This window comes from Pseudoalteromonas sp. H103 (genome assembly GCF_001469205.1).
GTDB classification, from domain to species: Bacteria; Pseudomonadota; Gammaproteobacteria; order Enterobacterales; family Alteromonadaceae; genus Pseudoalteromonas; species Pseudoalteromonas carrageenovora.
The window spans coordinates 238,271-250,709 of the sequence record NZ_LOFG01000012.1; the positions used below are offsets into that span (position 1 = coordinate 238,271).

Below are 12,439 nucleotides of genomic sequence, written 5' to 3' on the forward strand. Positions count from 1 at the left end.
TTGTAAGCGCTGCAAATGCCGCGCATCTAACAAACAAATTTATAGGACACTAACAATGGCGAATTATTTCAATACCTTACCTTTACGCGAGCAATTAGCGCAATTAGCGCAATGTGAATTTATGGACGCTGGCGAATTTACCGATGGCGTTGACGCACTTAAAGGTAAAAAATTAGTTATTGTAGGTTGTGGCGCACAAGGTTTAAACCAAGGCCTTAACTTACGTGACTCTGGTTTAGACGTTTCTTACACATTACGTGCATCTGCTATTTCTGAGCGCCGTCAATCGTTTTTAAATGCATCTGAGAATGGCTTTACAGTTGGCACATACGAAGAATTAATCCCTACTGCTGATGTAGTATTAAACCTAACGCCAGATAAACAACATACAGCAGTAGTAAGTGCAATTATGCCGCTTATGAAAAAAGACTCTACTCTTGCATACTCTCACGGCTTTAATATTGTTGAAGAAGGCATGCAAGTACGCGAAGACATCACGGTAATCATGGTTGCGCCAAAATGTCCTGGCTCTGAAGTACGTGAGGAATACAAACGCGGCTTTGGTGTTCCAACACTTATTGCTGTTCACCCAGAAAACGACCCTCAAGGCCATGGCTTAGCACAAGCTAAAGCATACGCAGCAGGTACTGGTGGTCACCGTGCAGGCGTTTTAAAATCGTCATTTATTGCTGAAGTAAAATCAGACTTAATGGGTGAGCAAACTATCCTTTGTGGCATGCTACAAACGGGCTCTATTTTATGTTTTGATAAAATGATTGAAAAAGGAATTGATGCAGGTTACGCATCTAAACTAATTCAATACGGCTGGGAAGTAATCACCGAAGCTCTTAAATACGGTGGTGTTACTAACATGCTTGACCGCTTATCAAACCCAGCAAAAGTAAAAGCGTTTGAGTTAAGTGAAGAGCTTAAAGTTATTATGCGCCCGCTTTATAACAAGCACCAAGATGACATCATCGACGGTACATTCTCACGAGTAATGATGGAAGACTGGAATAACGACGACGCTAACTTACTAAAATGGCGCAGCGAAACAGCTGAAACTAACTTTGAAAAAACACCTGCTGGCGATGTAGAAATCTCAGAGCAAGAGTTTTTTGACAACGGTATTTTAATGGTAGCTATGGTTAAAGCAGGTGTTGAACTTGCTTTTGAAACAATGACCGCAGCGGGCATTATTGAAGAGTCGGCTTACTACGAGTCATTGCACGAAACGCCGTTAATTGCTAATACAATTGCCCGCAAAAAGCTTTTCGAAATGAACCGTACTATTTCTGATACAGCTGAATATGGTTGTTACTTATATAACCATGCATGTTTGCCACTATTAGCTGATTTTATGAAAAACATTGATACTGATGTTATTGGTAAAGGTCTTGGCGAGCAAAGCAACCAAGTTGATAACCAAACGTTGATTCAAATTAATGCAGCTCTACGTGAGCACCCTGTAGAAAAAGTTGGCGCTAAGCTACGTGGTTACATGTCAGCAATGAAAAAGATTGTATAACCCTAGACATTAAGTTTCGCTTGTTAGAAACCAAGCCCATATGTTTTGCGTATGGGCTTTTTTAATGCCTATTAATAAAAACTTAATAAATTCAATGTAAGTTCATTAATTGTGCTTTAGCCAATAGTTAGCTCAAAATAAATAATGTGCTAACATAGCTCTCTACTCAGTTGTAAAAATAATTAATATCATGATGATAAAAAACCTTTCAATCACTCAAAAAATAACGGCTCTTGGAAGCGGTATTGCTATATGCGTAGCTGCACTTATTGGCTTAACTTCGTTATACAGCTCTGAAGATATTATTGAGCAACGTATGATCGAATCAGAATTGCCAAGCAAACTGCAAACAATAAGTAACCATATCGGTGGTGAAATAAACGAGCTATTAGGTGCTGCACAGCAGCTATCATCAAATGAGTTTATATTACAGTGGGCTGAGTCTAATAACCAAGACGACACGCTGTTATTAAAAGAGTTAAACCGAGTCGCCTCACAATTTGATTTAGCCACTGCATCTTGGGCAAATAGAAATACAGCACAATATTGGAACCAACACGGTTTTTTACGTGTGCTACAAAATGATGCCGCAGATGGCTGGTTTTTTGGTTTTACACAATCTAAACAGCCCTACTCCATAAGTATTTATCAAGAGTCTGCTAATGACGTAAAAATGTTTGTAAATCACCAGCAAGCAAATGGCACTGGTTTAGCGGGTTTAGCTAAAAGCATCACAGATATGCAAAAGCTTTTACAACAGTTTAAAATTGAAAAAACAGGCTTTGTATTTATTGCAGATAAAAACGGCCTAATTCAACTTCATAAAGATGCCAATAAAGTAGCTAAAGCGAATATTGATGATTTATATACTGCAAATATTCACAACCAATTATTTAACCAAAACGGCTTTGCGCTAGAAGAAATAAGCTTAAATAGTGAACCAACACTAATCGCCGCTACACCTATTAAAAACACTGATTTATACGTTGTTGCACAAGTACCAAAAAGTGAAGTATTTGCAAGTGTTAGTACACTACAGTGGCAAATATTTACCTTCACTTTGATAATTGCAATCATTGCTAGCTTAGTTAGTTATTTACTTGCTCGCTCGCTTTCATCTCCACTTTCTAAAATGGCTGAGCTATTTTCAAGGTTGGGATCTGGTGATGCTAATTTAGCGTACCGACTACCTGAATCGAGCCAACCAGAGCTTAATAATTTAAGTAATGGCTTTAATCAGTTTATCAATAAAATAGAAACAGCGATTACTCAAGTGGCAAGCGAAAGCCATGATATTCGTCAAAGCTCTGATCATGTTTTTGAACAAGCAAAACGAAACTCACAAGCAATAGATAGTCAAAAAGAGCAAACAATTTCTGTGGCAGCTGCAATTAATGAAATGGGCGCGACCGTGCAAGAAATAGCTCAAAGCGCGGCAAACACAGCAAAACTAACTGATAACAGTCGCGAAAATACCGTTCAAAGCCATAAACAAGTATTGCAAAGCCAGGCAACAATTTCAGCCCTAGCTAGCGATATTGACGGCATAACCGAGCAGGTTACTCTGCTCTCTAAAAAAACAGTTGATATAGCAAGCATTGTTGACTCAATTAGAGGCATTTCAGAGCAAACTAACTTACTTGCCCTAAATGCTGCCATTGAGTCTGCTCGTGCAGGTGAACACGGACGCGGTTTTGCTGTAGTAGCAGATGAAGTACGTGCATTGGCTAATCGTACATCTCAATCAACAACTGAGATTCAATCTATGATTGAAGAGCTCACTAAAATCTCTGACGATGTGGTTAATGATATTAGCCAATCAAAAAATAAAGCCCAGCAAAGTGTGGGGGCAATGCAAAGTTCGGTTGAGCTTCTTGATGCAATTAGCGAAACGGCTAATCAAATAAATGATATGGCTGCACTCATAGCAACGGCTACTGAGCAACAAAGCAATGTAGTTGCTGATGTAGGGCGGAACATTGAACAAATCAGTGAAATTAGCGATAAAGCAATGAGCGAGCAAATTAATACTGAACAAGCTATTCGCGACTTAGCAAACAGTGCACAAACACTTGATGCATTAGTTGCTACTTTTGAAAAACACCGTTAAGAAAATAAAAGCGATTGAATGACACCTTTGAGCATCACTATAAACATTTAGTGTTGTTTAAAGGTGTTTTATAACCCCCATTAACTCACCATTTATCATACCCACCACATACTCGTTTTAAGTTATCCGTACACCTGGTTGTTAATGTAGCTGATTAGAAGTTACCTTTAAAAGCCTATTGGAGTGCAAGGTGTACATTTAAAATGTTGATATGTCGCTTTAAACTCGATGCACTATTAGTTGATGTATTAATTAACTAGGGCGTGTTGATCTTTGCGGATTGAAATTTGTTCAATCTAGGGGCGATTAAATCGCGGCGCGAGGTTTGTAACCTAGTGGGCTAAGTAAAAACCGAGTAACAAAGAGTTTATCGCCCCTAGGCAGAACCCGAAGGGCAACGCATGTTTGGCATTTATGCTGCGTTATCGCCTATTTATGGGGAGTAACCACACTTCATAGGCTCTGCCTTGCCTAAAAACCAAACATACTGCTGAAAATTCAACCATCAAAGATCAACACGCCCTAATCCTAGCTTAATCTTTGCAAGTGTAAGCAAATACATACGCTTCTTTTTTTGCTCTAGTCAGTTTTTTTAGCTTATATTCCAGCTTACTCGCTTCGCTTTTATTACCTACTTGCTGTTGGTGTATAAGTAAAAGCGGACCCTTACCTTTTAGGTTTTTAGCCCCCTTACCTGCTTGGTGAGTTGCAAAACGTTTTTCAACGTTCGTTGTGATCCCTGTATACCAATGCCCAAATCGTGTTTCAACTATGTATAAAAACCACATAGACTCGTTTTTTAATGCCTTTGCATCAATACGCTGTAAACTTTTTTCATTATTTATGGTCAAAACATTACCTTAACACCCTTAACAAAAAACAATTGCTTAAAAGGGTTTTACCTTCAGTGACTAATCGGTATCATGCAGATTATAAAAAATAAGGATCACAACTAACAATGCAGTCGTTAAAAACTTTTTCTCTTTGGCTTATCGTCGCTTTAACATTTAGCTCATTAGCGGGCTGTTCTAGCTGGGTATACAGAATAAACATCCCACAGGGTAACTTTTTAGAACAATCGGATGTAGATAAGCTTCGTGTAAACATGACTCGAGAGCAAGTTATTTATGTATTAGGTCGCCCTATTGCTGAAGATGCCTTTGATAAAAGCACATGGCACTATGTTTATAGCTTCAATAAAGGTCGTAAAAACGAGCAACAAAAAGAGTTGGTGATTAAATTTGAAAACGAGAAATTAGTTGCTGTACTAGGTGATTACGACCAACCTGAAGAGTTTAATACTCCGCTTGAGCAATAAGCACCTATAGAGCAATAAATAACTTAACAATATAAAAAGGTGAGCATTGCTCACCTTTTTTTATTTTACAGAGGGCGCCCGCCTGTAATTTTGTTAGCGCGGCCTTCTTCTTTAGCTTTTTCTGCACGCTTTCTTCGAGCATCTTTAGGATCTGCTATTAATGGGCGATAAATTTCTATTCTGTCACCCTCTTTTAGCTCATAGTTAGCCTTTACTGTTCGATTCCATACGCCCAATGTTAGCGCAGTTGGGTCTATTTCAGGGCACTTTTCAATAATACCTGACTGAATAACCCCTTGCTCGGCAGTAGTACCTTGTGGCACTTCTATAGATAAGCTTGTCGCCGTAGTAGGCAATGCAAATACAACTTCTATATTAATCATAATCGCGATCCGTAAACTTGCTTAGCTCGTTGAGTAAAAGCACTCACCATATTTTTAGCAACATCATTAAATATTTTGCCAAATGCAAGCTCAACTAACTTGCTCGAAAATTCAAACTCAAGCTCTAAGTTAACTTTACATGCTGTTTTATCTAATGCTTGAAAGTGCCAGCGCCCTTGTAGCATCTTAAATGGCCCATCAACTAAACGCAGTGCAACAGTTTGCTCATCAATAAATGTATTTTCGGTAGTAAACCACTTTTTTATACCCGCCTTAGATATTTCTAAGCTCGCTGTCATGTTATTATCATGCTGTGAAACAATTTTTGAGTCTGAACAGTTAGGTAAAAACTCTGGATAAGCTTCTACATCATTAACTAGATCAAACATCTCTTTGGTGCTGTACATAACCAGCGCACTTTTTTCTATTTGTGGCATACTCACTCCCAACTGTGTGGGCGAATTTTAGCAAGCTTTGCGCGTTTCCCCAAATTTTCATGGCGCTTAAATTAACCTGATTATTTTAAATGCAGAATTAAAAAATCGATGTAAAACATCTCTTAATACGTATATTATAGGGCACTATGGCTAAGAACAAATCATCAAAATCGAATAGTAATACCATCGCGCTAAACAAAAAAGCGCGTCATGAGTATTTTTTACACGACAAGTTTGAAGCAGGTGTTGAACTACAAGGCTGGGAAGTGAAAAGTATCCGAGCAGGTAAGGTAAACATCTCAGAAACTTACATTCACCTTAAAAATGGCGAAGCGTTTTTATTAGGCAGTCAAATTCAGCCTTTAAACAGCGCATCAACCCATGTTATTTGCGATCCTATGCGATACCGCAAACTTCTATTAAGCCGAAGAGAGCTTGATAGATTAGTCGGCGCAACCGAACGCGATGGCTACTCGTTGGTAGCCACAGCCATGTATTGGAAAAAATGCTGGGTGAAACTAGAGTTTCATTTAGCGAAAGGTAAAAAAATGCATGACAAACGCGAAGATGGAAAAAATAAAGATTGGTCTCGCGAAAAAGAACGTTTAATGAAGCACAAAGTATAAGTACAGCGCCTAACTAAGTTAGGCGTTTTTTTATAAAAAAGTTAACTATTATTTGTTTTATTAATATACAACAAGATTACTATTCACACAGAGTATATATGTAAATAATTTATTACAATTTTATTGTGAATTAATTAATTTAATTATTACTCTCATTTAGGCTGTATTTTTTATTTCCAAAATAAAGCATATACGCCTATTTCAACCTTCTTCAGCGCTTAACATCTGTTTTAAAATCATCCAAAAACATACTAAAAGCCATACTAAAATCACATTTGAGTCTAATTGCTAACACTTAAGTTACATGATATTAATGTCGTCGCTTGTTATATCAATCCGCTTAAATATGGGATTTATTTAACAATTTAAAAAGGATTGGTATTGAGCAACTAAATTTATAACATATCAACAAGGACTTAAGGATGAAGCAATCAACTGCATTTACACCTAGCTTAATTGCAGGTGCAACAATCGCACTTTCAGCAGGTTTTACAACAACAACTTACGCTGCTGAAGAAGCTAAAAAAGTAGAGCGCATTGAAGTAACTGGCTCACGAATTAAACGTTCAGATATCGAAGGGCCCTCTCCGGTTCAATCAATCGGAAGAGCTGATATTGAGAACATGGGTTATGACAACCTACAACAACTCCTCGAAAGAATGCCTGTAGCGGGTAGCGGTACCTTCTCTACACGTGGTAACAACCAAGATTCAACTGCAAATGGGTCTGCTGCTGTTAGTTTACGTGGTTTAGGTGCTGATGCTACGCTCGTACTAATCAATGGCCGCCGTGTATCTATTAGTGCATTTGCCGAAGGTATCACAAACTCATTTGTAGATATTAACAGCATTCCTGTATCAGCAATTGAGCGTATAGATATTTTAAAAGATGGCGCATCTGCTATTTACGGCTCAGACGCAGTAGCCGGTGTTGTAAACGTTATCTTGAAAAAAGACATTGACGGTGTTGAAGTTAATTTAGGCTACGGTGGTACTGATGGCCCAAGCTATGAAGAAACAACAGCAAGCTTAGTATGGGGTACTACTAGCGAGAAAAGTAGTGCTTCTGTGATCATTGATTACTTTAAAAACACCTCACTATCATCTGATGAAATGGGCAGCTTAGGTACAGCAAATCAGTCACCTTATGGGGGGGAGGATTTTCGCTCATCTCGTGGTTTCCCGGGATATTTTTATGTAGATGGTGTTAAAACAATTGATCCGGCTTGTCCTGCAGAAAACGCAACTTCAAGCGGTAGTTGTTTATTTGATTACGGCCCATACGGTTATATTGCACCAGAGTCTGAGCGCGTAGGTGCTATTTCTCAATTTGAATATAACTTTGACAATGGCATTACAGGCTTTTTAGAAATGGCAGTACAGCACAATACGTCTGTTGCAGCCGGAGCCCCTACTCCACTTGATGAAGATGCAGGCTTAACTGTCCCAGCGAATCACCCTAACAATCCATTTGGTGAAGACATTCAAATTGGTCGTTACCGTACCGTTGATGCTGGCGCACGCCAATGGGATATTGAATCAGATACGCTTCGCTTTGTTGCAGGGCTTAGAGGTGAATTTAACGACTGGAGCTGGGAAACCGCGGTACAAAAAGGCCGTAGTAAATCTCTTCAAACAGGTGATAGAACACAAGGCTGGGTTCGTACTGATTTCTTACAACAAGAAATTGATGCAGGAAACTACAACCCATTTGGTGGCACATACAACGACCCTGCTGTAATTGATCGTATTACAACAAGCTTAGTGCGTCGTGGTGAGTCTCATATGACCTCTTTTGATGCAAACATTACAGGCGAAGCTTTTAGTTTTGGCGATGACGTAGTAATGATGGCAGCAGGTATTGAATACCGTGAAGAAGACGTTAATGACATTCCTGATGATCAATTTCAACGTGGTTTAATATTCGGTACTGAGTCTGTATCTGCGTCTGCAGATCGTGAACAATACGCAGCCTATGTTGAGTTTTCTATCCCTCTTGCTGATAATTTAGAGCTACAACTTGCTGGTCGTTACGATGACTACAGTGACTTTGGTACAACAACGAATCCTAAAGTAGCTCTTCGCTGGGCACCTACTGATGAAATCACAGTACGTGGCTCTTGGGCACAAGGTTTTAGAGCGCCTTCTTTGGCACAAGTTGGTTTGGGTCCATCTCAAGAAAGCCAATTCTTTGTAGATACATACCGCTGTGAAGCAACCGGCTTGGATTGTGATGCACTTGATTACAATATTGAATTTGCTGGTAACCCTGATCTTGAAGCTGAAGAATCAGAATCATGGAATGTAGGCTTCATTTGGGCGCCTACAGCTGAATTCGGTTTAAGTATTGATGTGTGGAGCATCACTCAAGATAACAAAATTGATGAGCAAGAGTTTGGTCCAATTTATAACTCTGAGTGTAATAACCAAGATAGCACTGTATGTGTGCGTTTAGCACCTACAGGTGGCGACAGCTTAGGAACAATTCAAAAAATTTACAGCACATTTGAAAACGTTTCTTCGCAAGAAGTATCTGGGATTGATGTTTCAGCTAACTACAATCACTCACTTGATGACCTAGGTTTGTTTAAATTTAACCTAGAATGGGCTTACCAAGATAAATTTGAAAAAGATGGTCGTGATTACACCGGTGAGTATGGCTATCCAGAGCACCGCTGGATTTTCTCTACAAACTGGGAAATTGGCGAGTTTAATACAAACGTAAACATCAGTTATGTAGGTGAGTTTGAAGATACTCCTGATATTGATTTTGACGGTAATTTAGACTTTGATAGCAACACATCACGCATGGTTGATTCGCAAACATTGGTAGACTTACAAACGTCTTACCGTGTTACTGACTCAACTAAAGTATCGTTAGGTGTAAATAACTTATTTGATGAAGAGCCACCATTTGCAATTGGTGATGGTGACGCTGATTTATACGGTTATGCTTCAGGTGTACACAACCCTAGAGGCCGTTACTTCTATACTAAAGTTAGCTTCTCGTTTTAATTAGCTAAAAGCCATTTAAAATGGGTTATGCTTAAAACAAAAAAACCGCCATTTGGCGGTTTTTTATTAAAAGCAAAGGGCTAAATTATAGCTCGCCTTCGTTTTCAGATAGGAATTTAGCAACACCTTCAGGGCTTGCGTCCATACCTTTTTTACCTTCAGTCCAACCAGCTGGGCAAACTTCGCCGTTTTCGCTGTGAAATGCTAAAGCGTCAACCATACGGATCATTTCGTCGATGTTACGGCCAAGTGGTAAATCGTTCACTACTTGGTGACGTACGTTACCTTCTTCATCGATTAAGAAAGAACCACGAAATGCAACACCCGCTTCTGGGTGCTCAACGTCGTATGCTTTACAGATTTCGTGTTTAACGTCTGCAACTAGTGCGTATTGAACTTTACCAATACCGCCGTCAGCTACAGGCGTGTTACGCCATGCGTTATGTGAGAATTGTGAATCGATAGAAACACCAATTACTTCTACGCCACGCTTTTTAAATTCTTCAAAACGCTTATCAAATGCGATAAGTTCAGAAGGACATACAAACGTGAAATCTAGTGGGTAAAAGAAGATTACTGCTTTTTTACCTTTAATAGTTTCGTGAAGGTTGTAGCTATCTACAATTTCACCGTTACCTAGAACAGCTGCAGCGGTAAAGTCTGGTGCCTGGCGGCCTACTAATACACCCATTTTATTCTCCAAATATTTTGAGTTTGTTTTAGATTGCTAACGCAATACTGATAGTTATATGGGCACTAAAAATTAAAAACCAATAGCGCAAACATATAATTATTTGGCATTCTAGAGTTATTCGATATAAAAGAACAATCGTATTTAGCGATATGAGCAATCGAAAATACCGAATATAAGTAAATACTGCATTAGAGATACAAAAAAACCTGCAAATGCAGGTTTTTAATATCAATTTAATCCATTATATCGGAAGGCATATCATCACGAATTTTTTGCCAAATTTCGCCAGTTTGATGGCCAAACTTACGCATCATCGAAATAGCTCCGTCATGCTCTCTGTTTTGAGCAAGAACAGTTAAATCCTTGTAGAACTGACGAGCTAACTCGCGAGTACCCGCATCTGAAAAGTAATGACAACCAATCTTAAAGTAAAAACCTCTAAAGCCGTTCAATATAAGTACATAAATACGATTGTTACCTGCAACGGCAAGTTCGTGATGTACTTTATAATCGTAATCAGCGAATGCTTGAGCTGTATCTTCTAACTCATCACTTTCTGATAAAATTTCAATTACACGTTCTGGGTTTAACTTAATAGCGGCACGTGTATAGATAGCACTTATATTCGTTCGCGCAGATAAAAGCTGATCTGTAAGCTCTGGCATTTTGTCTTCATCTAGGCGCGCTAGTGTTTCAAGTATATTTAAGCCCGATGTTTCCCAAAAGTTATTTACTTTAGTTGGTTTGCCATGCTGAATGGTTAACCAGCCATCGCGCGCTAAACGCTGCAAAACTTCACGTAAAGTTGTTCTTGTTACGCCAATTAACTCTGAAAGCTCTCGCTCTGCTGGTAGAATTGAACCTGGAGGGAAATCGCCATTCCAAATAGACTCAACTATATATTCTTCAGCAAAACCTGCTGGGCTTTTCGCTTTAAAAATTCTCATTCAATTCCCACTCGAATTAATCAACACTTATCGTTTTTCACGAATAACTGACTGATTGTACCAGACGAAACACAACTAACAAGTAAAGTAAGTTATATTAGCCAAGCAAATGAGTAGAAATTTCAAATTAGCAAATGATCAAATTTAACTTTGCATAAAATAGTCATATTTGTATTTTTAGCTTACTAACGTTCATTGTAGGTACATAGTTACTATTAATTAATTTGTTATGCTTAATTTTATATATACATTAGCTTGCCAGTGACTATGTATAGTAAAAATAAAAAGATACACCTTAATAACAGCGCGTTTTACTTGAATATTTAGGCACCTTTGAGAACTGCTCACATAAAATGTAAAGGTAGAGCGATATAATCAAAATATTTATTCGCACTAGTTATTGAGTATCAATTAGCTAAGGTAGGAGTTGTTGTAAGCAACCATTTAGCTCATCTTAAAAAAAGCGACTTCGGTAGCTTTTTTTTCCTTTTTGTTGCTGCTTACTTTATCCTAGTACATAATCTAACGTCTTATTTAAATGCGGAATTTTTATGAACTGGCTCGCACACCTCCCCACTCAACGTACACCATGGTTGTTATTTACTGGCATTGTTTTTTTACTAGAAGTCACCGCACTATTTTTTCAATACCAGATGGGCTTAGCGCCGTGCATTATGTGCATCTATCAGCGTACCGCTGTGTTAGGTTTATTAGGCGCAGGTATTATTGGCTCGGCTAAACCTCAAAACAAACTTGTAAGAGCCTTTGCATATTTAGTGTGGGGTGTATCGAGTATTTGGGGTTACCTAATCGCCCGTGAACATATCGATATGCAAACCACTACAGATCCTTTTGCATTTAGCTGTGAGTTTGAACCAAACTTCCCATCGTTTATGCCGCTGCACAAGTGGATCCCAAGTTTTTTTCAAGCAACAGGTGATTGTGGCAATATAGATTGGCAATTTGCGAGCTTAAGTATGCCAGCTTGGATGGAAATCATATTTGCATTATTTACTGTAACGTTATTTATTTTAGTAACTTGCCGTTTATTAATTAAAAAGACGATTTAATATGTTCACCTTTTTTTCTAGCCAAATAGATGAATTAAAACAGCTAAAAATTCGCCAGCGTCAGCAGGTAATTGCTTTGTCTTTAAGCATGCTTTCACCTACTGATAGAGTGTTACTGCGTATTATAAAGCTAGTACTGCTTAGCCCATTGTTTTTAATATTTACTGTGTTCAAAGGGTGGATTTTAATTCCGTTTTTAATTATTGGCGGGCTTTGCTACCCATTACTCACTACACCTATCGAAATTAACTTTGCAAAAAAACATCTAGCTGAAGCATTAAAACAATATAACCAGAGCAGTTAGCGCTCTGG

Annotated in this window: 12 protein-coding genes; 7 read left to right on the forward strand and 5 right to left on the reverse strand. The window is 38.5% G+C overall.

Features of this window, described 5'->3' with window-relative positions:
* Positions 1–55 precede the first annotated feature (55 nt).
* Together ilvC and ATS74_RS08385 are read left to right on the forward strand one after the other, a co-directional pair.
* Positions 56–1,528 (forward strand): ketol-acid reductoisomerase, encoded by a 1,473-nt coding sequence (ilvC, locus tag ATS74_RS08380; protein ID WP_058548454.1) that lies wholly within the window; start codon positions 56–58, stop codon positions 1,526–1,528.
* 190 nt (positions 1,529–1,718) lie between these two features.
* Positions 1,719–3,638, forward strand: coding sequence for a methyl-accepting chemotaxis protein (locus tag ATS74_RS08385; RefSeq protein WP_058548455.1), 1,920 nt, complete (start codon positions 1,719–1,721; stop codon positions 3,636–3,638).
* A 533-nt stretch (positions 3,639–4,171) separates the two neighbouring features.
* Here ATS74_RS08385 and ATS74_RS08390 read toward each other — a convergent pair.
* Positions 4,172–4,489 (reverse strand): GIY-YIG nuclease family protein, encoded by a 318-nt coding sequence (locus ATS74_RS08390; protein WP_058548456.1) that lies wholly within the window; start codon positions 4,487–4,489, stop codon positions 4,172–4,174.
* Positions 4,490–4,596: 107 nt separating this feature from the next.
* Here ATS74_RS08390 and ATS74_RS08395 point away from each other — a divergent pair, with 107 nt between their 5' ends.
* Positions 4,597–4,956: an outer membrane protein assembly factor BamE gene (locus ATS74_RS08395; RefSeq protein WP_058548457.1), complete on the forward strand. Its 360-nt coding sequence runs from the start codon at positions 4,597–4,599 to the stop codon at positions 4,954–4,956.
* A 65-nt stretch (positions 4,957–5,021) separates the two neighbouring features.
* Here ATS74_RS08395 and ATS74_RS08400 read toward each other — a convergent pair whose 3' ends face one another.
* Positions 5,022–5,339 carry an RnfH family protein gene (locus ATS74_RS08400; RefSeq protein ID WP_058548458.1) on the reverse strand — a complete coding sequence of 106 codons (318 nt, stop codon included), beginning with the start codon at positions 5,337–5,339 and terminating at the stop codon, positions 5,022–5,024.
* Positions 5,336–5,776, reverse strand: coding sequence for a type II toxin-antitoxin system RatA family toxin (locus ATS74_RS08405; protein ID WP_058548459.1), 441 nt, complete (start codon positions 5,774–5,776; stop codon positions 5,336–5,338). Before ATS74_RS08405 ends, ATS74_RS08400 begins: the two co-directional genes overlap by 4 nt.
* Positions 5,777–5,922: 146 nt before the next feature.
* Here ATS74_RS08405 and smpB point away from each other — a divergent pair, with 146 nt between their 5' ends.
* Positions 5,923–6,402 carry an SsrA-binding protein SmpB gene (gene smpB / locus ATS74_RS08410; RefSeq protein ID WP_058548460.1) on the forward strand — a complete coding sequence of 160 codons (480 nt, stop codon included), beginning with the start codon at positions 5,923–5,925 and terminating at the stop codon, positions 6,400–6,402.
* A gap of 422 nt (positions 6,403–6,824) precedes the next feature.
* Positions 6,825–9,416: a TonB-dependent receptor gene (locus ATS74_RS08415; protein ID WP_058548461.1), complete on the forward strand. Its 2,592-nt coding sequence runs from the start codon at positions 6,825–6,827 to the stop codon at positions 9,414–9,416.
* A gap of 85 nt (positions 9,417–9,501) precedes the next feature.
* On the opposite strand, the gene ATS74_RS08420 is transcribed toward ATS74_RS08415, so the two are convergent.
* Complete coding sequence (locus ATS74_RS08420; protein ID WP_006793938.1) at positions 9,502–10,107, reverse strand: peroxiredoxin; 606 nt, start codon at positions 10,105–10,107, stop codon at positions 9,502–9,504.
* A gap of 236 nt (positions 10,108–10,343) precedes the next feature.
* Positions 10,344–11,057, reverse strand: a complete 714-nt coding sequence (gene fadR, locus ATS74_RS08425) for a fatty acid metabolism transcriptional regulator FadR (protein ID WP_058548462.1) — start codon at positions 11,055–11,057, stop codon at positions 10,344–10,346.
* Between the two features lie 551 nt (positions 11,058–11,608).
* Between fadR and dsbB the strand changes: the two genes are divergently transcribed.
* Both dsbB and ATS74_RS08435 read left to right on the forward strand, forming a co-directional pair.
* The gene (dsbB, locus tag ATS74_RS08430; protein WP_058548463.1) at positions 11,609–12,127 is read left to right on the forward strand and encodes a disulfide bond formation protein DsbB; all 519 of its coding nucleotides are present in this window, start codon (positions 11,609–11,611) and stop codon (positions 12,125–12,127) included.
* A 1-nt stretch (position 12,128) separates the two neighbouring features.
* The gene (locus tag ATS74_RS08435; protein ID WP_058548464.1) at positions 12,129–12,431 is read left to right on the forward strand and encodes a DUF6170 family protein; all 303 of its coding nucleotides are present in this window, start codon (positions 12,129–12,131) and stop codon (positions 12,429–12,431) included.
* Positions 12,432–12,439: the final 8 nt, after the last annotated feature.

What these genes read in the sequence shown, in the direction of transcription:
- ATS74_RS08415 (WP_058548461.1), top strand. Translation starts at nt 6,825, where the DNA reads ATGAAGCAATCAACTGCATTTACACCTAGCTTAATTGCAGGTGCAACA.
- ATS74_RS08395 (WP_058548457.1), top strand. Translation starts at nt 4,597, where the DNA reads ATGCAGTCGTTAAAAACTTTTTCTCTTTGGCTTATCGTCGCTTTAACA.
- ATS74_RS08420 (WP_006793938.1), bottom strand. Translation starts at nt 10,107, where the DNA reads ATGGGTGTATTAGTAGGCCGCCAGGCACCAGACTTTACCGCTGCAGCT.
- fadR (WP_058548462.1), bottom strand. Translation starts at nt 11,057, where the DNA reads ATGAGAATTTTTAAAGCGAAAAGCCCAGCAGGTTTTGCTGAAGAATAT.
- ATS74_RS08400 (WP_058548458.1), bottom strand. Translation starts at nt 5,339, where the DNA reads ATGATTAATATAGAAGTTGTATTTGCATTGCCTACTACGGCGACAAGC.
- smpB (WP_058548460.1), top strand. Translation starts at nt 5,923, where the DNA reads ATGGCTAAGAACAAATCATCAAAATCGAATAGTAATACCATCGCGCTA.
- ATS74_RS08435 (WP_058548464.1), top strand. Translation starts at nt 12,129, where the DNA reads ATGTTCACCTTTTTTTCTAGCCAAATAGATGAATTAAAACAGCTAAAA.
- ATS74_RS08385 (WP_058548455.1), top strand. Translation starts at nt 1,719, where the DNA reads ATGATGATAAAAAACCTTTCAATCACTCAAAAAATAACGGCTCTTGGA.
- ATS74_RS08405 (WP_058548459.1), bottom strand. Translation starts at nt 5,776, where the DNA reads ATGCCACAAATAGAAAAAAGTGCGCTGGTTATGTACAGCACCAAAGAG.
- ilvC (WP_058548454.1), top strand. Translation starts at nt 56, where the DNA reads ATGGCGAATTATTTCAATACCTTACCTTTACGCGAGCAATTAGCGCAA.
- dsbB (WP_058548463.1), top strand. Translation starts at nt 11,609, where the DNA reads ATGAACTGGCTCGCACACCTCCCCACTCAACGTACACCATGGTTGTTA.